The sequence below is a fragment of the Photobacterium sp. BZF1 genome (assembly GCF_014349205.1).
Lineage (GTDB): Bacteria > Pseudomonadota > Gammaproteobacteria > Enterobacterales > Vibrionaceae > Photobacterium.
In genome coordinates this window covers 1-26,408 of sequence record NZ_JACSOF010000094.1, presented here as the reverse complement: position 1 = coordinate 26,408, position 26,408 = coordinate 1, and the positions used below count along the sequence as shown (strand labels likewise).

Sequence of the window (26,408 nt, the reverse complement as noted above, 5' to 3'; positions counted from 1 at the left end):
GGGTAATCACCCGCCGTTACGGTAAAGCCTTGCTCGACTCGTTGCCACCGTTCGAGCGTGTTATCGAGCACCTTTAACCTAGGTTGCTGTCACGGTTAATGATAGATATTGATGATGATTGAAATGATTGAGCCAGGAATGTGGCTCCTACTCGGTTTGGTCGCTTTGTTTGCCGGATTTATTGATGCGGTAGCCGGTGGCGGTGGCATGCTAACTGTCCCCGCCCTGCTCTCGATTGGTTTGCCTCCGCATATTGCACTGGGCACCAATAAACTGGCGGCGACGTTTGCCTCATCAACAGCTGCTTGGACCTATTATAAAAAACAGCTATTCTCACCGTCGTTTTGGCGCCAATCCTTTATTGCCACGCTCATAGGTGCCATCGGCGGGACCTTGGTTGTCGATATGCTCTCGACAGAATGGCTGGAAAAAGCATTGCCTTTAATCATCCTCGCGACAGCCGTTTACACTGTTTGGCACCCCCACCCTAAGGGAGACAAACATAGCTTACCCGAGAAATCGGCTAGGCTAACCAAAAAGCAATGGCTACAAGGTGCCAGCTTGGGTTTCTACGATGGAGTGGCCGGTCCTGGAACCGGGGCATTCTGGACGGTTTCCAATATGGCCCTATACCGGTTGGATATACTGATGGCTTCAGGCCTTGCCAAGGCCATGAATTTCACCAGTAACCTGACCTCATTGGTGACTTTTGCTATCTTAGGCCATATCAACATTGTATTGGGTCTGACGATGGGGGTTTGCCTGATGCTCGGTGCTTATATCGGCGCCCATTCAGCTATTCGCTTCGGCGCGCGTTTCATCCGCCCAGTCTTTGTTACCGTTGTTATTATTCTGGCTGTCAAACTGGCCTTGCAGGCTTGGTTTTAATCCGCCGCTGTCACTTGGAGTTATTCCGTGCTTGATTTCCAACGACTGGAAGATATTGCTACCCAACTAGCTCATGAAGCGGCCAGTACCGACCGTAAACGTGGTGAAGCTCCGCGCCCATTATTCGATGAGCAGCTATTTCATTGCCGAAGCAAATTACTGGTACCTTGCGTAAACGAAATTCGTGATGAGATCCGTGCCCTCAACCGGGAGCACAAAGCTGGTAAACTACACCCTAGCCGCACCCAGCATGTTTGTGAGCGTATCGTGTCTCAGATCCAGGCTGTCCAACGTGAGTTAGCAACCCAGCAAATTCGTAAAAATGAACCTAAGCGATCTGCAGGCTGGCGCAAGCCCATCCATGAACTCTACCAAGATCTTGCCCAGCACCAAGATTGGGAAAGACGTCTGGCCGCAATGCAGCGGGACAAAGAACTGATGATCGCCCGCTGCACGACACTTGCTGAACAACAAAAAATGCAAAAAGAAGTGTTGGCGCTCGAAGGCCGTTTGGCTCGCTGCCGTACAGCGCTAGCCAAAATAGAAAAAGACATCAGCTTGCGGGAGCGTAAAGGCTAATGGCACTTCACCTGGTTTACCATCCGATTTATTCGCAGCTGGAACTTCCACCAGAGCACCGTTACCCGATCAATAAATACCGGATGCTGTATCAGCACCTAGATCAAGAATTGGATTTCGAATCGCACCCTGATTTGCAACTGCACCAACCGCAACCCGTAGCTGTTGATGAGATCAAGCAACTTCACCACCCTGACTATATCGATGCGTTGTTTGGTAACACACTACCCGCCGCAAAAATGCGGCGAATAGGCTTTCCGTGGAGCCAGCAACTTATCGAGCGAACCTTGACCTCTTCAGGTGGTACCAAGTTAACGGTTGATTTAGCCTACCAGTATGGCATCGGTATTCACCTCAGCGGCGGCTATCACCATGCCCACCATGATTTTGGCAGTGGTTTTTGTTTGGTCAATGACCTCGCTCTTGCCGCCCGCCATGCGATAACCCTTGATGGTATCGACAAAGTCATGATCGTTGATTGTGATGTCCACCATGGTGACGGCACCGCAACCTTATTGGCGAATGATCCAGACATCATCACCTTTTCTGTTCACTGCGATAAAAACTTCCCGGCCCGAAAGCCCGATTCAGACATTGATCTCGCCTTGCCGAGAGAGACCACAACCGAAGAATACTTGGATGCCTTTGGTGGATTGCTGCATCTCGCACTGGCTCAACACCAGCCGGATATGGTGATTTACGATGCCGGCGTCGATATCCACCAGCAAGACGAGTTGGGTTATTTCAATGTCTGTACGGACGGGATCTACCAACGGGATCATCTGGTACTGAGCCAGTGCGATCAGGCCGGGATCCCTGTCGCGGCTGTTGTCGGCGGAGGCTATCGTAGCGAGCACCAACATCTGGTCAACCTCCATGCCCAGCTTATATACTCCGCATTAGATATACTGGCCAAACGCTAGCCCTTTAACTCACTTTTAAACGAGCACTATGACTGAACCTACCTCATCATCACTCGACAATGCGCCTGAAGACATCAAACTTGCTGTCGATCTCATTTACCTGCTAGAAAGCAATGAGATTGACCCTGAAACGGCGCTCTCAGCCCTAGAGATTGTAAAAAGCGACCTAAAGACAAAAGTGCAGGCACAAAAAAAGGCCAATGAAGCCGACGAAGGCTAGTCAGCCCAGTACCACTCGCTAGCCAAAATGTATCAAAAGCAAGAAGTGGCTAATTTGCCACTTCTTTTTTATTGACCTTTCCCTAAGGGTAAGGTTTACAATTGGTGACAGTATTGTACTTTTTTGTGTCTTGTTGATGACCTTACGCCGACCACATAACATGCTGGCTCTACTTGTGGTGTTGATGATTAGCCTAATTATCAACCCAGTGTTTGCTATGCCTGGTCACCAGCTAATGTTTTATCAGCAGTCCACAACGGGTCACCATACCAACTCTGATATCTCTTCTGCCCAAGAGATGCCTGCAGTCCAAAATCCATCTATGGCCCACGCCGGTTCTCACCACCCAGTCAAACAACAGGAAATGCTCCACTGCAATGACTGTAGTGACGGAACAATGATGGACTCAGACCATTGCGGTAATGATGGGGACGGTAAGCACTGCAAAAGCTGTAATAGCAGCCATTGCCAGTATTCTGCCCTACCGGTATTCCATCTCGCCCAGTCAAATTTATCCAGCCAAGAGGCCCCCCTGCGCTTACTGGTAAGTGCCCCTATCTCACGCCAAGAGACCAGCCTCCGCCCCCCTATTCACTAATTCGAACTTTGTCGCCACTGGACATCGATACCTGAGATCCCCTGTACGTTTGTACGGTAGCTCGCCATATCTATGCCCAGCCATTAGTTAATGTCGAATAAGTGAAAACAACATGCATAACAATAAGATCTACCGTGCGCTAGGCATGGTGTCTTTGATAGGTTTTGCGGCCAGTTCTTGGGCCAGCAGTGAACCCATCAACACGCTAGCGGCGCCAGCAACGTTACCAGGCTTAATTGAGTGGGCCGTTGAACACGATGTAGCCCAACAACAAATTCAGTACCAAGCCGATGCGATCAGTGAAATGGGCATCGCCAATAGCCAATTGATGGATCCGAAAATGAAAGTCGGCATCGGTGGTTTACCCGTCGATAGCTTTGCTTTTGATGAAGATCCCATGACCAATATTTCTGTGGGCCTCATGCAGCAATTTGGTCGCGGTAATAGCTTGTCTTTGCAGCAAAAACAGAGCCAGCAGCAAGCAGGCAGTGTTCGCAAGCAAGCGGATGTGCGCAAGTTGGATGTCACCAAAGCCATCACCACATCATGGATCGAACTGGCTTACCTCGAGCAAAGCCATCAATTGATTAAACAAAACCAAGATCTGTTCCGCGAGCTTACCCGCTACCTGAGTACTAACTACGGTGTCGGCGCTAGCCAAGCTCAGGACTTGATCCAGGCTGAGCTGCAAGTCAACAAAATTGATGAGCAACTGCAGTCAAACCAGCAGATGCAGCAACGCCTCCGTGCCCAACTATCCGAATGGTTGGGCGAGCAAGCATGGCAGGTCAAACCCCATGCTTATCCACAATGGCAGGCACTGAATACCTACTTCAACGCCTCTCCACAGGACCATTACCCAACGCTTGCCAGTCACCCGAGTATTCAAGTGGCTGATGAGCTGATCAAAAGTAACGAGACGGGTGTAGAGCTTGCCAATGAGTCCTACCAACCGCAGTTCGGTGTCGAGGTGATGTATGCCCATCGCCAGGCGGACCGGATGGACGGATCCCCTGCACCGGATCTTGTTAGTGCTTTTGTCACTGTGGATCTCCCATTGTTCACTGAAAAACGCCAGGACAAAAAGCTGTCTGCCGCCCAGCATCAGGTTGGGGCAGCCAAAACCCAGCGTGATCTGATGTTGCGCCAGATGAATGCGCAAATCCGTGCTGCTGCCATCGACCGTGACAACACTCTGCAACGTTTGGAGCGATACCGTTCAACGTTACTCAAACAAGCCAAAGAAAAAACCCAGGCTGTCGAGCGAGGCTATCAAAACAATACCAGCCAACTGGATGAGTATATCCGGGCCGCCAGTGAAGAACTGGTTATCGAACTGGAGCAGGCACGCCTTGCCGCCGACTTACAACAAGCAAATAACAACCTGGCTTACCTGCTGAACAAATATTAAGGGATACCATGAAACAGTCATTTTCTGTTGCCTTCATCGCTCTCGCCATCGGTGGCGCCCTGGGCTATTTCGCAAACGGTTATTTTGCCGACGGACAATCAAGCAGCAACAATAAAGCCGCCAGCAATGAGCCGCTGTACTGGGTTGCTCCGATGGACCCGAACTACAAACGTGACAAGCCCGGCAAGTCACCAATGGGGATGGATTTAATCCCTGTCTACGAAGAAGATCTTGCCGGCGGTAATGATGACCCGGCAGGCACGGTTACCATCAGCCCTGCCGTCGAAAATAACCTTGGCGTCAAAACCACCCAAGTCAAGCGCCAGCAACTTGCACCGAAGATTGATAGCGTCGGCTATGTCAGCTTCGACGAAAGCCAGCTGTGGCAAATCAACAGCCGGGTTAGCGGCTGGATCAAAAACCTCAGCGTCAACGCTATCGGTGAGCGCGTGCTGGCCGGACAGGTATTGTTCGAGGTCTACTCACCTGATTTGGTCCGGGCACAAGAAGAGCTTATCAATGCCAAGCGAATGGGCAAGGCCGTGCTGGTCAATGGCGCTAAGGACCGCTTGCGTTCATTAGGGGTGGATAACGGCCAGATCAACGATATCCTCCGCCGTGGCAAAACCCGCCAATACATCGCAATAAAAGCCCCTGCTGACGGTGTTATCGCGACCCTAAACATCCGCAACGGTGCTTACCTGTCGCCCCAGCAAACCGTCATTAGCGGTGGCTCTTTGTCCGATGTCTGGGTCGATGCCGAAGTCTTTGAGCGTCAGGCCCATTGGATCACAGCGGGAACCAGTGCAGATATGTGGGTTGATGCCCTGCCGGGTAAAAGCTGGCAAGGCAAGGTCGACTATATCTACCCAATCCTCGACCCGGCAACCCGTACCTTGCGGGTGCGGTTGAAATTCAGCAACAGTGAAGCCAACCTCAAGCCAAATATGTTTGCAAACCTCAACCTGATCCCACAAACCAAGGAATCAGTGTTGGTGGTACCGGAACAAGCCGTGATCCGCTCTGGCAACATGGCACGGGTTGTCCTTGCCCTCGGCGATGGCAAATACCGCTCGGCCCGAATTGAAACCGGCCGAACAGCTGCTGGCATGGTAGAGATTATTGATGGCCTAACAGCCAATGATACTGTAGTGACTTCAGCTCACTTCATGCTGGATTCTGAATCGAGCCAAAGTGCTGACCTTAGCCGGATCAATACGCCGACCTCAACCGAGCCTGTCAATCAGGTCCATACTACAGGCGTGATCAAAAGCATCATGCTGGATCATAAAATGCTGACACTGGATCACCCGCCTATCCCTGAATGGGGCTGGCCGGCAATGACCATGGATTTCACCGTCAGCGACGACAGCGATCTAACCCAGCTGGTCGGAGGGCAGTCAGTCCGTTTTCTAATGACCAAACAAGATAACGGCCAATATACGCTGTCTGAAGTCAAAGTCGATGATGGGCAAAGTGGCGCCATGGATCACAGTACCATGGACCACAGCACCATGGACCATAGCACCATGGACCATAGCACCATGGACCACAGCACCATGGACCACAGCACCATGGACCACAGCACCATGGACCACAGCACCATGGACCACAGCCCTCAGGCTCCAGCGAATCAGGAGGCTGAGCAATGATCAGTGCCGTGATTCGATGGTCAATACAAAACCGCTTTCTGGTTTTGGTTGCCACCGCTTTTTTGGTTGCCTCAGGCATCTACAGCGTCAAGCAAACCCCGATTGATGCAATCCCAGACTTGTCTGACGTACAGGTCATTATCAAAACCAGCTACCCGGGCCAAGCGCCGCAGGTCGTTGAAGATCAGGTTACCTACCCGCTGACCACAGCCATGCTGGCCGTACCGGGAGCCGAGACAGTACGGGGATATTCGTTCTTCGGTGACTCCTATGTGTATATCATCTTCAACGATGATATTGACATGTACTGGGCGCGCTCACGGGTACTGGAGTACCTAAGTCAGGTCGCGCCAAACTTGCCCGATAGTGCCAAGCCCACACTGGGCCCTGATGCGACCGGTGTAGGCTGGATTTACAGTTATGTATTAATTGATAAAACTGGCCAGCACGACCTGAGTGAGCTTAGAAGCCTGCAAGACTGGTTCCTGAAATACGAACTGCAAACGGTTGAAGGGGTCTCGGAAATCGCCACTGTCGGCGGTATGGTCAAGCAGTACCAAGTGCAGATTGACCCGAACAAACTGCGTGCCTACAACCTGACCCTGCAGCAGATAAACATGGCGATTCAAGCCGGTAACCAAGAAGCTGGGGCGTCTGTGGTCGAACTTGCCGAAGCGGAACATATGGTTCGTGCTACAGGTTATGTCTCTAACATTGACGACCTTAAGAGTCTGCCATTGAAAGTCACCGAGAAAGGCACGCCACTGTTACTTGGGGATATTGCCGATATCAACCTCGGGCCACAAATGCGCCGTGGGATCTCAGAGCTAAACGGTGAGGGCGAAGCGGTGGGTGGTGTTGTCGTCATGCGCTTTGGCGAGAATGCCCAGCAAGTGATTAGCAAAGTCAAAGACAAACTGGCGGATCTCGAACGCAGCCTGCCTGACGGGGTAGAGATCGTTACTACTTACGATCGTTCAGGCCTGATCGACGACGCGGTCAATAACCTGTATGAAAAACTCATCGAAGAGTTCATTGTCGTTGCTATCGTCTGTGCCCTGTTCCTGTTCCATTTCCGCTCATCTTTGGTGGTCATGATCAGTTTGCCGATTGGTATCCTGTCAGCTTTCATCATCATGCACTGGCAAGGGATCAACGCCAACATCATGTCGCTGGGGGGGATTGCGATTGCGATTGGGGCCATGGTCGATGGTGCTATCGTGATGATTGAGAACGTCCACAAGCACATTGAGCGAACCCCACTAACAGATGAAAACCGCTGGCAGGTGATCAGCAGGGCAGCCGAGGAAGTTGGCGCACCGCTGTTTTTCTCGTTGATCATCATCACCTTGAGCTTCGTGCCGGTGTTTGCCCTTGAGGGACAAGAAGGCAAGATGTTCTCACCACTGGCCTTCACCAAAACCTACGCCATGGCAGCAGCAGCCGGTTTGGCCATCACCTTGGTCCCGGTACTGATGGGTTACCTGATCCGTGGCAAAGTGATGCCCGAGCACAAGAACCCGATCAACCGCTTGGTGATTGCGCTTTATCGTCCCCTGCTGAATTTCAGCTTGGCTTTCCCTAAAACGGTCATTGTCATTGCACTGGCATTGATGGCATCAGCCTATTACCCAATGCAGAAAATGGGGAGTGAATTCATCCCACCGTTGGATGAAGGCGATTTGATGTATATGCCAACCACCTACCCGGGAATTTCCATCGGCAAGGCCCGGGAGTTGCTGCAACAGACCGACAAACTGATCAAAACCATCCCAGAAGTGAAAACCGTATGGGGCAAAATCGGCCGGGCAGAAACTGCTACCGATCCTGCGCCATTGACCATGATAGAAACCATTATCCAACTCAAACCCAAACAGGAGTGGCGTGAAGGCGTCACCACGGAAAGCCTGCGCCGTGAGCTGGATAATTTGGTGCAATTCCCGGGCTTGACCAACGCATGGGTAATGCCAATCAAAACCCGTATCGACATGCTGGCAACCGGTATCAAGACGCCTATCGGGATCAAGATTGCCGGCCCGGACCTAAAGCAAATTGAAAAAATTGGTTCTGATCTTGAAACCTTGCTGCAAAACGTAGAAGGCACAGCATCTGTCTATGCCGAGCGGGTCGCCGGTGGCCGTTACATCACCATGGACATCAAACGCCGTGAAGCCGCCCGTTATGGTCTGAGCATTCGTGATATCCAGCAGGTGATCAGCACCGCAGTTGGCGGGATGAAAGTCGGTGAATCGGTCGAAGGGCTGGAGCGCTACCCAATCAATGTCCGCTATCCGCAGAGTTACCGTAACTCTTTGGATAAGTTGCGTAACCTGCCGCTTGTCACCCCCAACGGTGCCCGTATTGCGTTAGCTGATGTTGCCGATATCCGCTTCGAAGACGGCCCACCGATGATCAAAACCGAAAACGCCCGCCCGAACGGCTGGGTCTTCATCGATATCGATGGCCGCGATCTGGGTTCCTATGTCCAAGACGCCCAGCAAATGGTTGCGGAACAACTTGCGTTGCCAGCCGGTTATTCGTTGGTATGGTCCGGCCAATACGAATATATGGAGCGGGCCAAGGCTCGGCTGACCGTCGTCGTACCTGCCACGATTGCCATCATCATGATGTTGCTCTATCTCAGCTTCCGCCGTGTCGGCGAGGTGATGATCATCATGGGTACCCTACCACTGGCAATGGTCGGCGGTATCTGGTTGATGGAATGGCTCGGCTACAACTTCTCGATTGCTGTCGGTGTGGGCTTTATTGCCCTAGCCGGTGTTGCGGTCGAAATTGGCGTCATCATGCTGGTTTACCTCAACCAGGCCTGGAAATACCAGTTGGAAGAGGCCGAACACACCAAGCAGCCGCTTACACTTGCCTCACTCAACAGTGCCATCCAGGAAGGTGCAGGCTTACGGGTACGACCAATCATGATGACCGTTTCCACCGTCATCATCGGCCTCATTCCCATCATGTACGGCTCAGGTACGGGCTCAGAAGTGATGCAGCGCATTGCCGCGCCGATGATCGGCGGTATGTCCTCGGCACTGCTGCTCACACTGGTGGTATTACCTGCCGCTTTCCAGCTATGGAAGCGCTTTAGTTACAAACTAACGAAATAACAACTAACGATTATCCCGGTGCTCGGCACCGGGTAAGGATTTATGATGAAAGTAAACGCTGCGCTAACCCTTGCTCTAATGCTAACAACACCGGTAACTTTCGCGGCCGGCGACCACGCCCATACTCATGTTGAAGGCCACGAAGGCCATGGCACTATGTCGGGCCACCATGGGATGTCAGGTCATCACGATATGTCAGGACACGGGGCGATGGCTTCTGCAGTCGGTATGCCGGCACCAGCAAACCAAGCAACTCAAACCTATAACGTCATTCTGACCGATGACATGAAAATGCAATTCGAGCCAAGCTTGGCCATCAAGCAAGGTGATGTAGTGCGCTTTGTGGTGACCAACAAAGGCCAGATCCCTCATGAATTCTCGATTGGCAGTATTGACGAGCAAGCCAAGCACCGCGAGATGATGCGCGCTATGCCAGATATGGAACACCACGACGGCACCACGGTCACTCTGGCTGCGGGTGAAACAGCAGAGATGGGCTGGCACTTCATGGGACAGAACTTTGTTGAGTTCTCTTGCAACATTCCAGGCCACTCTGAAGCTGGTATGAAACGTAATACGATTTTGAAATAACAGGATGGAACACACGATGAAATACTTACTACCTGCAGTTTTCCTTGCCCTCAGCAGCAGCCACTCTCTAGCCAGCGTTGATACCTTAGGCAAAGCACAGGCATTCGCTGAACTGACACCACAACAAGCCCTTGAGCAATCACATCAATGGCACCGCACAGGAGAGGCAACTGTGCGCGTCATGCCAGATGCTATCCATGCCGAATTTGCTGACGGCACTAAAGCTTCAGTGCCCGTTGAAGATGACTTCCTGCTCTCTATCGCTCCCTTTGAGCAAGTCACCCATGGCTGTACTTACCATGTCCCAACGGGCTGCCAAGGGGAAATGGTCAACAAAGCGATGATGGTAGAAATCACCGACACCCAAACCAAAGAAGTGATCCAGTCCGGTATGGTCAAAACCCAAAAAGCTGGATTCATAGATTTCTGGATGCCAAAAAACGGCAACTACCAGTTCACCTTCACCTACAACGGCAAAACAGCCTCAGAGGTCTTGAGTACCGAAGGTAACAGCCGTACCTGTATCACTACCATGCAGTTGCTATAGATAATCAACATCCCTCCTGTAGACATGTGGCTGCAGGAGGGACTTCATCTTTCATTCTCTTCTCGTCTCTCGCCTATAATATACTTTGACAATCAAACTATATGATCACAGAATACCTTGACAATCAAAATATATAATTTTCAAACAAAATAGCTTACACCAAGGTGAGGACCACCCATGCACAGCGAGAATTTGCAGCAATGGCAACATAGCCATAATTTTGTCTCTATTAATCAACAAGGTGAACGCAGGACACTATGGGTCCTCGGATTAACACTTGTCACCATGGTGGCGGAAATCACCGCAGGCACATTATATGGCTCTATGGCATTACTAGCCGATGGTTGGCATATGGGTACCCATGCTGCAGCTTTCCTCATCACCCTGTTTGCCTACCGCTATGCCCGAAAGCATGCCAACAACCCGGCATTTTCATTTGGCACCGGTAAGGTCAGTGTTTTAGGGGGATTTACCAGTGCCATCGCCCTTGGCCTGGTAGCCTTGCTGATGTTGGTCGAATCGGTCCACCGCCTGTTCAACCCACAAGCGATACAATTCAATGAAGCGATTATGGTCGCAGTGATTGGTTTGGTGGTTAACGTTATCAGTGTGTTCCTACTGCATGATAATCACCATGACCACGAGCATCATCATAGCCATGAGCACCACCATGGACACAGCCATAATCACGGTCACGACCATAACCTCCGCGCAGCTTATTTCCACGTGTTGGCAGATGCCTTAACCTCACTGCTGGCGATTGTTGCCCTGCTATTTGGTAAATATCTGGGTTATGACTGGCTCGATGCCATTATGGGAATGGTAGGGGCAGTAATTATCACCCGCTGGGCTTGGGGGTTGATGAAACAGACCAGCCCAATTCTGCTCGACGGCAATATCGACCATAACTACCAGCAAAAAATTATCGATACCCTTGAGCAAGACGCCGATAACAAGGTCAGCGATATCCATATCTGGAAAGTCAGTGCCGACCATTATGCTGCGATGATTTCACTGGTGACTCACCACCCGAAAGCAGCTAATGAATACAAGCAATTACTGTCGGAGTTCGATAAACTTAGCCATCTCACCATAGAGGTCAACAAGTGCCAAGAGGCACACTGACAGCGAGAACAAAATGAAAGACATTGAGCAGTTGAACCACACCATTATCGAATTCTACGAAAAACTCTCTTCTTGGGAGCAGTCTGTTGTCCGTGGCAAGGGCTTTTCCCTGCCTCAGGTCCATGTCGTTGAGATTCTTGGTGCCCACGGTGCAATGAGGATGAAGGAGCTGGCCGATAAAATTGGCGTTACAACCGGCACCCTCACTGTTCAAGTCGACAAAATGGTCAAGCTGGGCTTGCTTGTTCGCCGTCCCCACGAATCGGACCGTCGCTCTATTCTGGTTGAGCTAACCGCTGAAGGTGAAGAGCTCTATCGAGAACATGACCAGCTTCACCTCAGCCTGACCCAGGACATTACCGCCAAGCTCAGTGCTGAAGAGTGCCAACAGTTGCTTGCCAGCCTGACAAAAATAAACCAAGAATTCTGAGCGACCTATTCTCTATTCTCTTCATCATCTCACCATATAGGTACACCTTGGGTACCTGTATGGTCACTCCAAATATGCACTAGCATTAATGCGCACTCATGCCCTTATTTATTGGACAAATAAGCGTCACTTAATTTGTCTTTTATCAATAAATAGTTGGTAACCCCTGATCTCCCGATTAAAATCCTGAACCTTTCCTGAATAACAGTTGTCTGCTTCTAAACACAACATTCAATACACGGCGATTTACCGCCTTGGCCACATAGCTTGCTTGACTGACATTGGCATGACTAAGCTTGGCCTGACACGGATACGGACATGAGTGATACCAGCTACGGGCAATATAACCCGGCCTTCCAGTTTTCTTTTTTACACCCTCGCCATTGGCTTATTTGGGCAGCAATGCCACTGATCCTACTACTGGCTCTATTACCACATAGCGCTCGCAAAGTTATTGCCCGCTTTGCCGCTAAACTGATATTGAAGAAGAAAAAAGGCGCCAAGCGCCGGGCACTTAAGAATATTGAGCTCTGCTTTCCTGACTACAATGAAAACCAACGCCTAGCCTTACTTGAAGATACCTTCACTGTCGCAGGCTGTATTTTACTCGGCTTTGCCCAACCCTTTATCAAAGGCCGCCGCTATGTACTAAACAGCCATGATGTTCACGGGCTTGAACACCTAGAAGCCCTCCAAGGCCAAGATAAAAACATCATCATGCTGGTGCCACACAACTGGGCGATCGACTTCTCGGCACTTTATTTTGCTGCCAATGACATGCCGATGGTGGCAATGATAAAGCCGCAAAACAGCCCTATCATCAACTGGTTAATGAACATTCAACGCAAGCAATTTGGTGGTAGGATCTATCAGCGCAGTCAGGGTATCAAACCTTACCTACGCTCGATTAAAGAGGGCTACCTAGCCTATTACCTGCCTGATGAGGAACACCAGCTCCAACAAAGTGTCTTCGCGCCGTTCTTTGGTCACGAGAAAGCGACCGTTAAGGGGGTTGGCAAACTCGCTAAGCTATCGAACGCCGCCGTGTTGCCCGTCTTTCCTGCCTACGATTTAAACACAGGGAAATTTACCATTTCTATTCAGCCACCCTTGGCAGATTTCCCTTCCGGCAATGAACATCAAGACGCAACGCGGATGAATCAAGAGCTGGAAAGCATGATCCGCCAGCAACCCGAACAGTATATGTGGATCCTCAAGATCCTACGTACCCAACCAGATGGCAGCCGACGGTATTAATTTCCTTGTCGCATGATGAATAGCTGAAATGAAAAGAGCCGGACGCATTACGCGTCCGGCTCTATTTTTTTATTGTTGGTCTGTCTTTTCTACACGTTGTTACAACGAGAAACCACTAGGCAGTTTCTAGCACTTTCACTCTCAAACCATCATCAACTTGCTGCAAGGCTTCAAGCAGTTGCTCGGTATCGACTTCAGTTGGCACATCAACCTGCAGCTCGGCAAAAAACAGAGCCTGACCCAGATCGGGCACACCAATACGATGGTTTTCAATTTTGACAATACCAATCCCGATATTATCCAAGATACGGGTAATGTCATTCACGATACCCGGGCGGTCACTCGACTCGACTTTCAAGGTAAGGTGATCGGTTTTGATCTCGCCTGCTTCTTGGGCTTCGATAATACGGATATCCAATGCCTGCTGGGCTTGGAATAACTCCCTCAACTGGCTAACAGATTGCGCAGGAATATCAATTTTCAAGATCCCGACAACCTGATTATCCAGCCTATTGATTTTACTGATCAGCCATTTCCCCCCAAGCTCGTGGGTTTTAGCTGCTAATTTATTGATAAGTTGAGGATGATCTTGTCCCGCTAGCGTGACGGTTAATTGAGTATTCATACGCGCTCCCCCTCTACAATACAGCCAGAAACACACTGGCTATATAGTCAGACTAGCAAGCAAGATGAAACTGTGCCGTGATAAGGCTCGATTCTGGTTACGAAAATCTCTAATAACCTTGTATTTAATTCACAAATCCGCATAAAAAAGCCAATTACTTGCGTAACTGGCTCATTTCTAGCGTGCTGGTTTACTCGCTTTATGCGTTGGTGCGATATTTCTGCAAAATCTCACCTAACTGGAGGGAGGTATCACCCAAACTTGAGCTGTTATGTATCGACTGCTCACTCATGGTACGGATCACTTCTGACTGGGAGCGGATATCATGCAGCTCTGAAGCAATATCATTAGCAACGGTTGTCTGCTGGTGGGCTGCCGTCGCTATCTGGGTGCTCATATCCATCACCTGCCGGGCCGACTCAGCGATACTATTCACATCGTGGCCGATCTCAGTGATCATCTCGCGGCTTTGGTGGGATTGCTCCAGGGTCACCGCAGTGATATTTGAAATACTGGAGGTTTCCAGCTGCAGTTTGTCAATCATGGCCTGGATCTCAACCGTTGCTTGCTGGGTTCGCCCTGCCAACGTTCTCACTTCATCAGCCACCACGGCAAAACCACGGCCTTGCTCACCGGCACGAGCCGCTTCAATCGCCGCGTTCAGCGCCAGCAAATTGGTTTGCTCGGAAATCGCATTGATGGTGGTGATCACCGCATTGATTTCCTCGGCTTTCTCGTTAAGGCTACCAACCGCGCGCGAGGCTTCATCGGTTTGCTCTGACAACTGGGTCACCTTGATGATTGCCTGTTGAACATTGCGGTTCCCCTGCTCGATACTTTGCATGTCAGAGTCAGACTGCTCTGAGGTTTGCTGGGCAAGGCCGGCAATATCTTTCGCCGAGGCCGTCATTTCTTCCATTGCAGTAGCGACGGAATCGAGTGAGGTATATTGCTGATTCACCTGCTGGCCCGCGCCTTGTGCATCATTGCTAAAATGACCGGCTGCAACCTGCAAGTTCTGGGCGCTTTGTTTCACTGTATCAACCAGCTCGCTCAACGTATCCATGGTACGATCCAGCTCAAAGCCAATAATACCGAATTCATCACGGCCAACATGGAAGCCCAAACGGGAGGTCAAGTCGCCATCCGCAATACGCTTGGTTGCTTGGTGCATTACCCACAGTGCACCACCCAAGAAGGTTGCCATCCAATAACACAGCAGACCAATCGGTAGAAGGGTAAGAAGGGAATAGAAAAAGCGCTGCAAGGCCTGATCTTTTCCAGCATCAATAGCCTGTGAGTTGCCCTGCGGCAAACTTGCGGTTCCTAACGGGGTCACAGCAACGACATCTTTGCCAACGCCACGGGAAGTGAAGTTAACCCCCTGTTGTTGCAAGATACTACGCTGGGCATCTGCATCCAGCCCTGTTGCCTGAACGGTGTCAACCATCACCGCAAGCCTCGTTTCAGTAAGGGCAATCTGCTGTTGTTCCAACTGTCCCACAGCTTGGCGGTATTGCAGGCCTGCAATCGCCATTACTACTGTTGCTATTAGTGCAAAGAGCACCCAAAACTTGTCATTAACCGACATTTTGACAAACATCCGGTCAATAGTACGGAATTCAACCTCTCTCATCGTCGTTCCCTGTAATCATTATGGTTTGCGGCATATGGTAGCAGCTCACTAACCACAGTTGTGATACAGGGTTTATTTTTCAGACAACAGAGCCTATCAATTTCACCAAAAGTCGATCTCAATCACGCTTAAAATCGCTATATTGCTCCTAACCAAAACATGGGTATAAAAAAACCGGCTGAAACTTACTCCAAACAGGGTAGTCTCAACCGGCTTTTACTAACTAAGCGAAAACGAAAGGAATTAAATTCCTGCGCGCTTGAACAGACCAGCCATCAGCGGCGAATTTGCTTTCACTTGCTTCGACTTGTTTTTAAACTCACGAGCCAGATTTGTGTCGTTGATTGAATTGGCAATATAAATCATCGACTGGTACATATCGCTCGCCGTCTTGATACGGGCAGTATCATTCATAGGGCTGATGATATTCACCACGTCAGTCCCTTTCATGCCATTTTTGGTTGCATGGTTCTCAACAGAGTCCAGCAACTTATCTAAATCCATCACGAAGTCAGAATTTTCAACACCTAACTTCTTAATCTCTTTCAGGTTACGCTTGCGAACCCGATTAATAATAAATGAAGGCTTGTTGATAAACTTAAAGCCAGCAAAACCAGCAACAATCAGCAAGGCAACACCACCAGCTACATAACCCCAAATCGAACCCGAAGATTCAGCAACCGGCTGGATCACTTCGGCGGCGGTTGTAACAGACACTGGTACATCAGACATATTGGTAACCTTTCTTTTCTCTGGAACAGAACAACAGTGACATTATGCACTCCAGCAACAAAGAACTATGCGTTTTATCAATTTTTGTTGCAAATAGGGTGATCGACTTCAAGCTTTGATAAAAGCATGGGCGTCAATATCGTGCCACAGAGCATAACATTTCATAAAACCCATGTCGAAAATTCAATTTTCGACGGTTGAAGTGTGGCAACCTTTGGCTACCGAAATGAGGCTACGCTCCCACTATTGGACGTTATTCTGCGTCACAAAGAGGAAAGATGGATAAAAGTGCTAGCAACAAAGGTGACTACACCACTTAATATCATTTTCCGCAGAGGGTAATCAAAAAAGTTATATTGTTTAGTCCTAAAAAGATAAATAAATATTATTCACTTCGCAGTTAAACAAAAAACAAAAAGTAAATAAGACTCGTAATAAAACTGACAATAAACATCCCTGCACTGAACTTAATATAAAGCCAAAGGAATTTTAACACTATCGCCTCCATTTCTAACTACAAAGGACTTACATAAGAATCTTTTATTACTCAAATAAACTTAGTTACTAATACCAGCGTTATTTGTCTCATAGTGGCTACTAACTATTTAGGTCGCTGAGATAGAATAAAAAATTGGATTGTTGATAAGTTGAATAGATAGCGAAATACAGGGAGAGTGAAGAGAAAGATTTTGCGATTTACCAAACGCCAGATGGGTGGAAGCCCCACCAGCCACATCTCGGCACACACGTCGCTCGCTGCGGCTGCTCCCTTCCGGGCCTGACCGGGTTCACGAGGTAGTGTTGCGAGAGGACCAGCAGGGCCTCCATAGATTCTTTGTCTCTTTACGAGAACGGGATGGATTATCCGCTATGGTCGGAGCGATTGCAATAGCACAATCGCACATTCCCGACTGACTGCCGATTTATTACCCAAACCTTACCAATTTCACACAGTTACTGGTGCTTATAGCTCTTCTTCTGGATCTTCAAGCAGGTACTCCCCTAGCAAAGCTCCGCCGAGTACCAGTAGCCAAGCAACCAATATCGGATTGGGTACCTCAAACCACGGTACGAGCACCAGTGTGGCAAAACCGACGGCAGGCAAAATCCACATCATTCGTGGTACCCACTCATTAAGTTTGCTTTTGGCCATCCCCTGCAAAGACGCAATCAAACCTGTCACACATAGGGCGACCAATGCGGCATGGGCTAATCCACCGACCCACAGCGGGATCACTAAAAACAGTGGCCACCAAGTATTACCTTTAACCGGCCGCCAACTTCGAGCAGCAATCCAGATAACGCCAACCGCCAAGATTTGGATTATGGTATAAATCGGCGCCCCCTGAAGCTTACCCTCAGTTTGCAGTGCCATGAGGCCAACATCCATCGCTAGTACAATAGAAATCAACAATGCCGCCAACTGCCATGAGCTTTTGGGCGAAAAGCTAACAGCAAACACCGGCAGCATCATAAAGACACTGATTGAGAGCGCGACAGGTTGTTCGGGAAGAACAAAACCGAAAGTGCCCAGGCCAATTAGCAATAGCCAGGCAGACACACCACCTTGTGGTAGCAACCACAAAGCGGGAATGGCGAGGGCTAGTGCAGGCAGCTCTCCTTGGCTTTGCCCTAGTGCACTAACTCCAACAACGGTCAACGCAATGCTGACCATAACAAGTAACGCGGCATACAACATGGCAGCACCTCCTTGCGTTCTCTGATAACCGTAATACCATGATCGGCAATCAGGTTTTGTTTGGTACAGGTATAAATATGGATGATTTTGCGGCGCAAATCTACACCCAAGTTCACCAAATTCCACATGGAAAAGTAGCAACTTATGGTGATATTGCCAAATTTGCAGGTTTTCCCGGTTATGCACGCCAAGTCGGGCGATTGATGGCTACCCTGCCAGAAGGTTCAACCATCCCCTGGCATCGTGTAGTAAATGCAAAAGGGGAAATTTCCCTGACGGGGCATGATTTACAGCGCCAACGCCGCATATTAATCGAGGAAGGTGTGGAGGTTAACGAGACCGGCAGGCTTAAACTGAAAACCTACCGCTGGGACGGCTTTTGATAACACCTAGAGTAAGTCGTTGCCGCTTACTCTAGATGATAGCTAACCGGTAGTGGGTATCCCTTGGGTTAATTGACCTTCACTAAAACCAAATTCTTACGGGTCGATTCAGCCAGGTCAGTCAACACATGGTTAGCCGTGTCAGTGATAAACAGCAACTTGCCATCAACCTCAATACGCGCACTCACCGCATAGGTATGGTTCGGAACGATTTCCTGACGAGAAAAGTTAAGCTGGTAATTGAAAGGCGCTTGCTGGCCATCAGCCAAAAAAGCCTGGCTGCTAATAACATCAGCCGCTACATCCATTTTCGACACATCAGACAGCGTAACCGTAATACGGGCATTGTTTGGCAATGCAATACGCTCTTTGTAGGTCAAGGTTCCCGTCACCGCTTCCAAATCTGCATCTTGTTGAATCATACTGGTACAAGCCGACACAACTAATGCCACTGCCAATGCCGAAATCAGTGCAAAAACCTTTTTCATTGTCTCTCCTAATGCAACACTGTCATTTTCATGTGTGACAAGCACTTGAACTCACGTTTAAACTGAATGATCATCATCCAATATTTGAAGAGTTTTGCACTCTCCCACGGCGCGTAATAATAACATTATTTTTGGAGATCCGATGAGCAAAGAACTGAATGAACTTCTCAATCTGCTACATTTAGAACAGCTTGAACAAGGATTATTCCGTGGACAAAGTGAACATTTGGGGTTGCCACAAGTTTACGGCGGGCAGGTGCTTGGACAAGCCCTTTCAGCGGCGAAAGAAACCGTCGATGAAGACCGTCAGGTCCATTCTTTCCATAGCTACTTTCTCCGCCCTGGTGATCCGCACAAGCCGATTATTTACGACGTGGAGAACTTACGTGACGGCAACAGTTTCAGTACCCGCAGGGTAAAGGCCATTCAATACGGTCGTCCAATTTTCTACATTACCGCTTCATACCAAGGGGAAGAAAAAGGCTTCGAGCACCAATCGCCAATGCCAAATGCACCTTCTTATGAAGGATTGATGTCTGAGCAACAACTGGTTTTAGCCATGGCCGACAAACTCCCCAAAAGTGCGGTAAAGCATTTTGGCCGAGAGCGCCCGATTGAAGTTCGCCCCGTCAATGTGGTCAACCCATTGGCACCGAAACCAACCGAGGCCAAGCAATACCTGTGGATCAAAGCCAATGGCGAAATGCCAGATGACCCACGGATCCACCAGTACGTCCTAGCCTACGCATCTGATTGGGGATTCCTCGTCACCGCCCTGCAACCGCACGGGGTAAGCCTCTTCAACCCTCAAATGAAGGTGGCGACCATCGACCATTCAATGTGGTTCCACCGTCCATTCCGTATGGATGAGTGGCTGCTGTATGCCATCGACAGCCCATCCGCAAGTAATTCCCGAGGCTTGGTTCGAGGTGAAATTTACAACCAGAAAGGCGAACTGGTTGCTTCTGCGGTGCAGGAAGGGTTAATGCGCCACACCGGAGAGAAATAGAGCGGCAGGTGCCGCTCTCATTGAGTTTCTACTAAAGGCGGCTTAGCCCGCCTCTTGCTTTTCAGTGCGAGAGATTTCGTCTATTCCCCTCTCGCCCTCGAGTTGCTGCAATTGATCACCCAACTGTTGCAGTTGGTACATCTGCCGATAATGCCCATCATACTCAAATAGTTCATGATGCTTACCGCGCTCAACAGCTTTTCCACGATGCAGGACCAATATTTCATCGGCATCGATCACCGTCGATAGCCGGTGGGCAATCACCACCACACTCATATCCTGACGCAAGTTATTCAAAGCCTGCTGAATATGGCGCTCAGTCCCCGAATCTATATTGGCAGTGGCTTCATCGAGGATCAGAATTTTCGGTTTGCGATACCAAACCCTCGCCAAGGCCAGTAACTGTTTCTGCCCCGCAGACAGGTTAGCAGCACCACTCCCAAGCAAGGTGTCCAAACCCTCATCATAACGCTGGACTTGCTCGGCTAACCCGACCGCTTCCAAGGCTTGCCAAATGGCCCGATCATCAACTTCGCTGGCAGACTGCCGGCCCAATGTAATATTTTCTCGCACCGAAGCGCTGAGGATATGCGGGTCTTGCTGCACCATAGCAACCCCGGCTCGCAATACCTCATGGGACAAACTGGATAACGGACGCCCATCAAGGGAAATCAGCCCTTTTCCTACCGGGTAGAAGCCCATCATCAACGAAGCAAGGGTGCTCTTACCGCTCCCAGTATGTCCAACCAAGGCAAGAAAACCACGGTGGGACAGACCGACATTAATCCCCTGCAATACGGGTTGTTTACCGTCATAACTAAAATCAACCTCACGGCACTCTAAACGCCCGCTTGCCAGAGGCTTGGGATCGTCTCCATAACCTTGCTGTTTAGCGTCGATAAATCCGAAAATGCGCTCGCTGGCGACCAATGCCTGCTGCAACAAAGAAAGCTGCTGGGTCAGTTCAATAAGCGGTTCAGTCACCCGCCCCAAATAACTAATAAATGCATACAGCACCCCGACCCCGATGAGTTCCACCCCACTGACGCCAAACAAAGCAACCAGCGACAGCAAGGCGACACCTGAGAGGAAATCGATCAGCGGACGGAGCATAAAACCGTTGAGCTTAATCACGCTTCGCTGGGCAGCCAAATGCTTAGCTGTCAGTTCGGAAAACTGGTTATAGAACGCTTTTTCCCGGCGCATCAGCTGGATAAGGCTCATCCCTTGTATCGACTCACTCATCGATGCGTTGATATCGGCCAGTAAATCCCGCATCTTGCGGTAAGCCTCGGAGCTATTGCGCTGGTATAGCACCATAACGCCAACCACCACCGGAAGCAGCACCAAGACCACGAGGGTTAACCGCCAACTGAGCAACGACATCGCCACCAGCATAACCAGTATCAATGTGACATTCTTGAGTACCGTGCCAATAACATGGACGTAAAAGTCCTTGAGTGACTCTGTATCATTAGTGATCCGCGAGATCAGTTTCCCCGATGGCATGTAATCAAAAGCCGACAAAGGCTGGTTAATGATCTTGCCGAACAATTGCTTGCGGACAGTTTGCACAACCCCGATCGCCAACTCATTAAACCTCAATGACTGCAAATAGCGGAGCCACGCCGTGGTTATCATCAAGCCAATATACGCAGCCGCTAGTATCACTAGCTCAGAAGTGGGAAAGCTGTCCTTCGCGATGTTGTTATCAATAAAATGCTGGATGAGCCATGGCCCAGAAACATCAGCAACCGATGCCAAAAACAACAAGCCCAGAGCGACACCCAGTTGTTTTTTATCTGCCAGCGCGTAGTTCAGCAACCGGGTCAACACAGACAGTTTGATGGTTTCTTTTTGCATTATGTATTCTCCATCGCCTGTTCGAGTTTCTGGTAGCGATACATTTCGGCGTACCAGTTGTCCTGCGCCAACAAACTAGCGTGATCGCCCTGCTCGCTGATCCGCCCTTGTTGTAATACCAAGATATTATCCGCCTCTTCCAGGGCCGTTAAACGGTGGGCAATAACAATTACAGTCTGCTTTTTCTGCCGCCGGAGGTTTTCAAGGATATGGTGTTCGGTTTTGCCATCAACCGCTGATAGCGCATCATCCAATATCAGCACTTCTGCCTCTAGCAATAAGGCGCGGGCAATCGCAATACGCTGTTTTTGACCACCGGATAAGGTGATCCCTTTCTCTCCGACCAAGGTCTGGTACCCGTCCGGGAACTGCAAAATATCGTCATCGATACAGGCTGCCTGTGCCGCTGCACGAATGTCATCCATACTGGCCTGTGGTTTACCAAGTGCGATATTGTCGGCAATCGAACGGGAGAACAAAAATGGTGACTGGCTAACAACAGCAAAACGGCTGCGCCATTGTGATAAGTCAGCCTGCTGTAGCTCTACACTGCCATAGTGTATCTGGCCGTGTTCAAGCTCTTGCTGGCGAAGCAGCAGGGACAGCAAAGTCGATTTACCACTACCGATAGGGCCAGCGATACCCAACATACTTCCGCTCTGCAAGGTGAAGTGAACATCTGCCAAGGCTGGTTGACCTTGTCCGGGCCAACAAAACGCCTTGATAGCCACCTTCAATGGTTGGTAGGTCGCAGCCAACTGCACGTCACCGCTTACAATATCAGGGCTCTCGTCAAATATATGGGCCAAGCGGTTCCACGCCGCCGAGCCTCGCTCGAGGATATTGAATAGCCATGCCATTGCCAGCATCGGCCAAATCATCAAACCTTGATACAGGGTGAATGCCGTTAAATCACCCAGTGTCAGCCGCTGCTGGCTGATCAAGTAAGCGCCACCAGCAATACTGAGGAAAAACGACATCCCAATCGCTATTTGGATCACCGGATCAAACTTGGCATCGACCCGGGCAACTGACAGGTTTTTATCACCAACATCATCAACCACGGTGGCAAAATCATGCTGCTGGCGTTGCTCCAAACCAAAGGCACGGATCATCCTCACCCCATTAAGGCTTTCCTGAGTTTTGTCAGTCAGGGTAGAGAACGCAGCTTGCGATAGGGAAAAACGGCTGTGCAATTGACGGCCAAGGAAAAAGACCACAATCGCCATCAAGGGCATCGGCAGCAACGCCAAAATCGTCAGTTCCCAGCTAATAAAAGTGGTCATGACAAACAGCACAGCGATACCGGTAATAAGAGAGTCCGCCGCTGTCAGCACCCCTTCCCCGGCGGTCATCACCACCGCATTGACATCATTGGTTGAGCGGGCCATCAAGTCGCCCGTTTTATAACGCTCAAAGAAGGAAGGTGAATGGGAAGAAAAATGGCGGAATAAGCGGTTTCGCAGTACAGTCCCCAACTCAGAGGCCGCGCCGAACAACCAATAGCGCCAGATCACCCGGAGGAAATAAACGATAAGCCAAATGGCCGCCAAACCGGCCAGCCATCCCATCATCATTGTAGGTGTCATATTTCCACTGACAACACCATCAACAACCCAGCCAATCGCTTTCGGCGGCAAAAGTTCGAACAGGGAGACAAGAACAAGAATACCAATCGCACCGCTATAGCGCCGCCATTCCTGACGGAAATACCATTTGAGTTGCCAGAACACCTGCATAACACCCTCCTCCCTGCCATGTTAAACCTTTGTTGCAAGTGATATTATGCTGATAGTTACACTTTTATTTCAATAGCTTATAATTACTGCCCTGTAATTTGATATTTCATCCTGATTTTCATTCGATTGCATATCAAACAACTGAAATCAGGGTGGTTGTTGGCGAGATACGGGCGCAAAATATTACACAGGTAACGCCGTGGTGTACTTGAGCGGCTCCATAGCAAACGTCGACGTCACATTGGTCAGCCCTTCAATACTATTGACGAGCTTTTTGTAGAACTGATCGAACGCAGCCATATCAGCAACCTGGACCTTCATCATATAGTCATACTCGCCTGCCATACGGTAGAACTCCATCACTTCAGGGAAGTCAGATACCGTGCCCACGAATTCGTGGTACCACTCCTTAGAATGATTGCTTGTCTTGATTTGGACAAAGGCAGTGAAAGACAGGCCGAGCTTCACCGGGTCAAGCAAGGCCACTCGCTGGCGTAAAATACCGTTTTCTTCGAGCCGCTTTAACCGTTTCCAACAAGGCGTTGTCGTAAGGTTCACCGCTTCTGCCAACTCGGCCAAGGCCAAGGTGCCATCTTGCTGCAGTAATCGTAGTAGTGTTCTATCGGTTTTATCGAGATCAGCCAATTTGTTTCACCTGAAATGTAGTATTTAGAATAATTTTCTCCATTTTAATCGATAAATAGTAAATTTGATAAAGATTTTTCCTGCGCTTAGTCATACATTACTTACATAATATATACAGCCAGCACCACAGCAAAAGGAACGACCATGAGCCACGACCCACAATGGATCCACACCGCGATCCGCAAAATTGAAGCCGATTTTCAACGCTCTGCCGATACCCATCTGATCAAGCTGGATATCCCTTCGCTGGACGGCATTGACATCTATTTGAAAGATGAAAGCACCCACCCAACCGGTAGCCTAAAGCACCGTCTGGCCCGCTCATTGTTCCTGTTTGCCCTATGTAATGGCTGGATAGGCAAAGATACCCCGATCATTGAGTCTTCATCAGGCAGTACTGCTGTCTCTGAAGCCTACTTTGCTCGTTTGCTTGGCTTACCCTTCATTGCTGTAGTACCACGCAAAACCGCCCGCAAGAAAATCGAGCAGATCGAGTTTTATGGTGGCCGTGCGCACCTAGTCGATAGCCCAAGCGAAATCTACGAAGAATCACGCCGTTTGGCCAAAGAGCTTAATGGCCATTATATGGATCAATTTACCTACGCCGAACGAGCAACCGACTGGCGTGGAAACAACAATATTGCCAACAGCATCTTTGATCAGATGAAACTTGAGGAGCACCCGATCCCAAGTTGGGTCGTCATGTGCCCGGGAACCGGCGGGACATCTGCCACCATTGGTCGCTACATTCGCTATCAGATGCACAGCACCAAGTTATGTGTCGTTGACCCAGAAAACTCGGTATTCCATCAATACTACAAGACCCGTGACGCATCGCTGACCGGCGAGTGTGGTAGCCGTATCGAGGGCATAGGCCGCCCACGTGTCGAGCCTAGCTTTATTCCAGATGTTATCGATGAGATGCGTACCATCCCTGATGCCGCCAGTATTGCGACAGTCCACTGGCTAGAAAAGCTGCTGGCTCGCAAAGCAGGGGCATCGACAGGTACCAACCTGTATGGTGTGCTGCAACTTGCCAGCGAGATGAAGGCCCGAGGAGAGAGTGGCTCAATTGTCACCTTGCTGTGTGATAGCGGCGAGCGCTACCTAGACACCTATTTCAACACAGCGTGGATAAAGGACAACATTGGTGACATCAGTGGCTACCTTGCCCAGCTCGAGCAGCTAGAACAAACCGGCCAGCTAAGCTAATCACTCCACATCTTCAAGCCGCCAGTTTCAAGGCGGCTTTTGTTTAAATACCTTAGCTTACTTTTGTCTGTGACCTTGCGCTTCTGGGCTTTTCTCTTTGCTATTGCTGCGGTAGCATGAGCCTGCCAATAGAGAACCTGCTGTTGGCCTACCCTTATTACTAAAAGGGGTAGTCCCTACCGACTGTTTTTCGGTACGACAACAACATAGGAAATTTTTCATGCGCAAAGCCGTAGTTGTATTTAGTGGCGGCCAAGACTCCACAACCTGCCTGATCCAGGCCATGGCCCATTATGATGAAGTGCACTGTATTACTTTCGATTATGGCCAGCGCCATAAGCTGGAAATCGAAGTGGCTGAATCTGTCTGCAAAGAGCTCGGTGTCGCTGCACACAAGGTAATGGACGTGGGCTTGCTCAATGAACTGGCGATCAGCTCACTGACCCGCGACAATATCCCAGTCTCTCACGAATTGCAGGAAAATGGCCTGCCGAACTCATTCGTCCCTGGCCGTAACATCCTATTCCTGACCCTTGCGGGCATCTATGCTTACCAGATTGGTGCTGAGGCAGTGATCACCGGTGTGTGCGAAACCGATTTTTCCGGCTACCCGGACTGCCGTGACGAGTTCGTCAAATCCATCAACCAGTCACTGGTATTGGGTATGGACCGTGCCCTTAAAATTGAAACGCCTTTAATGTGGCTCAACAAGGCTGAAACTTGGGCGCTTGCCGACCAATACGGCAAACTAGACTTCGTTCGCGAAAAAACCCTGACTTGCTACAACGGCATTATCGGCGATGGCTGTGGCGACTGCCCGTCTTGCGACCTGCGCAAAACCGGCCTTGATGATTACCTTGCCAACCAAGCCACTATCATGGCCGAACTAAAAGCCAAACAGCAGGCAGGTAATGCCTAACGGTTGCCTGGGCACGATTAGGCTCTATCGCTTAATCTAGGTCCTTTTAACTAGAAAAATACCATCAAGGGGAAGAATTTCATTCATCCCCTTTTTATAACCTAAAGTAAAC

25 protein-coding genes and 1 other RNA gene are annotated in these 26,408 nt (G+C 49.7%); 17 read left to right on the top strand and 9 right to left on the bottom strand.

From position 1 onward, the window contains the following. Positions 1-114 precede the first annotated feature (114 nt). From BIZ37_RS19580 to lpxM, 13 genes are all read left to right on the top strand, one after another. Positions 115-888, top strand: a complete 774-nt coding sequence (locus tag BIZ37_RS19580) for a TSUP family transporter (RefSeq protein ID WP_187462916.1) — start codon at positions 115-117, stop codon at positions 886-888. Between the two features lie 27 nt (positions 889-915). Beyond that, the gene (locus BIZ37_RS19575) at positions 916-1,467 is read left to right on the top strand and encodes a primosomal replication protein (RefSeq protein ID WP_187462914.1); all 552 of its coding nucleotides are present in this window, start codon (positions 916-918) and stop codon (positions 1,465-1,467) included. Then, positions 1,467-2,390: a histone deacetylase gene (locus BIZ37_RS19570; protein WP_187462913.1), complete on the top strand. Its 924-nt coding sequence runs from the start codon at positions 1,467-1,469 to the stop codon at positions 2,388-2,390. The genes BIZ37_RS19575 and BIZ37_RS19570 overlap by 1 nt, the downstream gene beginning before the upstream one ends. Positions 2,391-2,418: 28 nt before the next feature. Continuing rightward, positions 2,419-2,610 carry a pleiotropic regulatory protein RsmS gene (gene rsmS / locus BIZ37_RS19565; RefSeq protein ID WP_187462912.1) on the top strand — a complete coding sequence of 64 codons (192 nt, stop codon included), beginning with the start codon at positions 2,419-2,421 and terminating at the stop codon, positions 2,608-2,610. A gap of 136 nt (positions 2,611-2,746) precedes the next feature. Then, positions 2,747-3,208, top strand: coding sequence for a hypothetical protein (locus tag BIZ37_RS19560; protein ID WP_222939748.1), 462 nt, complete (start codon positions 2,747-2,749; stop codon positions 3,206-3,208). A gap of 112 nt (positions 3,209-3,320) precedes the next feature. Further along, entirely contained in the window at positions 3,321-4,619 is a 1,299-nt protein-coding gene (locus tag BIZ37_RS19555; RefSeq protein ID WP_187462910.1) for a TolC family protein, read from the top strand. An 8-nt stretch (positions 4,620-4,627) separates the two neighbouring features. After that, positions 4,628-6,271: an efflux RND transporter periplasmic adaptor subunit gene (locus tag BIZ37_RS19550; protein ID WP_187462909.1), complete on the top strand. Its 1,644-nt coding sequence runs from the start codon at positions 4,628-4,630 to the stop codon at positions 6,269-6,271. Further along, on the top strand, positions 6,268-9,396 hold the full coding sequence (locus BIZ37_RS19545) for an efflux RND transporter permease subunit (protein WP_187462908.1): 3,129 nt from the start codon (positions 6,268-6,270) through the stop codon (positions 9,394-9,396). The genes BIZ37_RS19550 and BIZ37_RS19545 overlap by 4 nt, the downstream gene beginning before the upstream one ends. 42 nt (positions 9,397-9,438) lie before the next feature. Next, positions 9,439-9,987 carry a cupredoxin family protein gene (locus BIZ37_RS19540; protein WP_255526824.1) on the top strand — a complete coding sequence of 183 codons (549 nt, stop codon included), beginning with the start codon at positions 9,439-9,441 and terminating at the stop codon, positions 9,985-9,987. A 16-nt stretch (positions 9,988-10,003) separates the two neighbouring features. Continuing rightward, a complete protein-coding gene (locus BIZ37_RS19535) occupies positions 10,004-10,534 on the top strand; it encodes a CueP family metal-binding protein (RefSeq protein ID WP_187462907.1) in 531 nt (176 codons plus the stop codon). A gap of 177 nt (positions 10,535-10,711) precedes the next feature. Next, positions 10,712-11,659 (top strand): CDF family Co(II)/Ni(II) efflux transporter DmeF, encoded by a 948-nt coding sequence (dmeF, locus tag BIZ37_RS19530; protein WP_187462906.1) that lies wholly within the window; start codon positions 10,712-10,714, stop codon positions 11,657-11,659. Between the two features lie 13 nt (positions 11,660-11,672). Further along, a complete protein-coding gene (locus tag BIZ37_RS19525; RefSeq protein ID WP_187462905.1) occupies positions 11,673-12,089 on the top strand; it encodes a MarR family winged helix-turn-helix transcriptional regulator in 417 nt (138 codons plus the stop codon). A 318-nt stretch (positions 12,090-12,407) separates the two neighbouring features. Beyond that, entirely contained in the window at positions 12,408-13,346 is a 939-nt protein-coding gene (gene lpxM / locus BIZ37_RS19520; RefSeq protein WP_187462904.1) for a lauroyl-Kdo(2)-lipid IV(A) myristoyltransferase, read from the top strand. A 115-nt stretch (positions 13,347-13,461) separates the two neighbouring features. Here the strand turns inward: lpxM and BIZ37_RS19515 are convergent, their stop codons facing one another. The 5 genes from BIZ37_RS19515 to BIZ37_RS19495 all read right to left on the bottom strand — a co-directional run bounded on the left by BIZ37_RS19515 (position 13,462) and on the right by BIZ37_RS19495 (position 18,038). Beyond that, a complete protein-coding gene (locus BIZ37_RS19515) occupies positions 13,462-13,971 on the bottom strand; it encodes a glycine cleavage system protein R (protein WP_107300752.1) in 510 nt (169 codons plus the stop codon). Between the two features lie 199 nt (positions 13,972-14,170). After that, entirely contained in the window at positions 14,171-15,607 is a 1,437-nt protein-coding gene (locus tag BIZ37_RS19510) for a methyl-accepting chemotaxis protein (protein ID WP_187462903.1), read from the bottom strand. 243 nt (positions 15,608-15,850) lie between these two features. Continuing rightward, positions 15,851-16,339, bottom strand: coding sequence for a hypothetical protein (locus tag BIZ37_RS19505; protein ID WP_187462902.1), 489 nt, complete (start codon positions 16,337-16,339; stop codon positions 15,851-15,853). 721 nt (positions 16,340-17,060) lie between these two features. After that, positions 17,061-17,157: signal recognition particle sRNA small type (ffs, locus tag BIZ37_RS19500), an RNA gene on the bottom strand. A 146-nt stretch (positions 17,158-17,303) separates the two neighbouring features. Further along, positions 17,304-18,038: a hypothetical protein gene (locus BIZ37_RS19495; protein ID WP_187462901.1), complete on the bottom strand. Its 735-nt coding sequence runs from the start codon at positions 18,036-18,038 to the stop codon at positions 17,304-17,306. A gap of 77 nt (positions 18,039-18,115) precedes the next feature. Between BIZ37_RS19495 and BIZ37_RS19490 the strand changes: the two genes are divergently transcribed. After that, a complete protein-coding gene (locus BIZ37_RS19490; RefSeq protein WP_187462900.1) occupies positions 18,116-18,421 on the top strand; it encodes an MGMT family protein in 306 nt (101 codons plus the stop codon). A gap of 68 nt (positions 18,422-18,489) precedes the next feature. Here BIZ37_RS19490 and BIZ37_RS19485 read toward each other — a convergent pair whose 3' ends face one another. Beyond that, positions 18,490-18,909, bottom strand: a complete 420-nt coding sequence (locus BIZ37_RS19485; protein WP_187462899.1) for a YbaY family lipoprotein — start codon at positions 18,907-18,909, stop codon at positions 18,490-18,492. Between the two features lie 142 nt (positions 18,910-19,051). Between BIZ37_RS19485 and tesB the strand changes: the two genes are divergently transcribed. Continuing rightward, positions 19,052-19,918 carry an acyl-CoA thioesterase II gene (tesB, locus tag BIZ37_RS19480; RefSeq protein ID WP_187462898.1) on the top strand — a complete coding sequence of 289 codons (867 nt, stop codon included), beginning with the start codon at positions 19,052-19,054 and terminating at the stop codon, positions 19,916-19,918. 42 nt (positions 19,919-19,960) lie between these two features. Here tesB and BIZ37_RS19475 read toward each other — a convergent pair whose 3' ends face one another. The 3 genes from BIZ37_RS19475 to BIZ37_RS19465 all read right to left on the bottom strand — a co-directional run bounded on the left by BIZ37_RS19475 (position 19,961) and on the right by BIZ37_RS19465 (position 24,165). Further along, positions 19,961-21,781, bottom strand: coding sequence for an ABC transporter transmembrane domain-containing protein (locus BIZ37_RS19475; RefSeq protein ID WP_187462897.1), 1,821 nt, complete (start codon positions 21,779-21,781; stop codon positions 19,961-19,963). Further along, positions 21,781-23,520 (bottom strand): ABC transporter transmembrane domain-containing protein, encoded by a 1,740-nt coding sequence (locus BIZ37_RS19470; RefSeq protein WP_187462896.1) that lies wholly within the window; start codon positions 23,518-23,520, stop codon positions 21,781-21,783. Before BIZ37_RS19470 ends, BIZ37_RS19475 begins: the two co-directional genes overlap by 1 nt. A gap of 183 nt (positions 23,521-23,703) precedes the next feature. Next, positions 23,704-24,165, bottom strand: a complete 462-nt coding sequence (locus BIZ37_RS19465) for an Lrp/AsnC family transcriptional regulator (protein WP_107300744.1) — start codon at positions 24,163-24,165, stop codon at positions 23,704-23,706. Positions 24,166-24,309: 144 nt separating this feature from the next. Here BIZ37_RS19465 and BIZ37_RS19460 point away from each other — a divergent pair, with 144 nt between their 5' ends. Next, complete coding sequence (locus tag BIZ37_RS19460; protein ID WP_187462895.1) at positions 24,310-25,377, top strand: PLP-dependent cysteine synthase family protein; 1,068 nt, start codon at positions 24,310-24,312, stop codon at positions 25,375-25,377. Between the two features lie 220 nt (positions 25,378-25,597). Further along, complete coding sequence (gene queC / locus BIZ37_RS19455; RefSeq protein ID WP_187462894.1) at positions 25,598-26,296, top strand: 7-cyano-7-deazaguanine synthase QueC; 699 nt, start codon at positions 25,598-25,600, stop codon at positions 26,294-26,296. Positions 26,297-26,408: the final 112 nt, after the last annotated feature.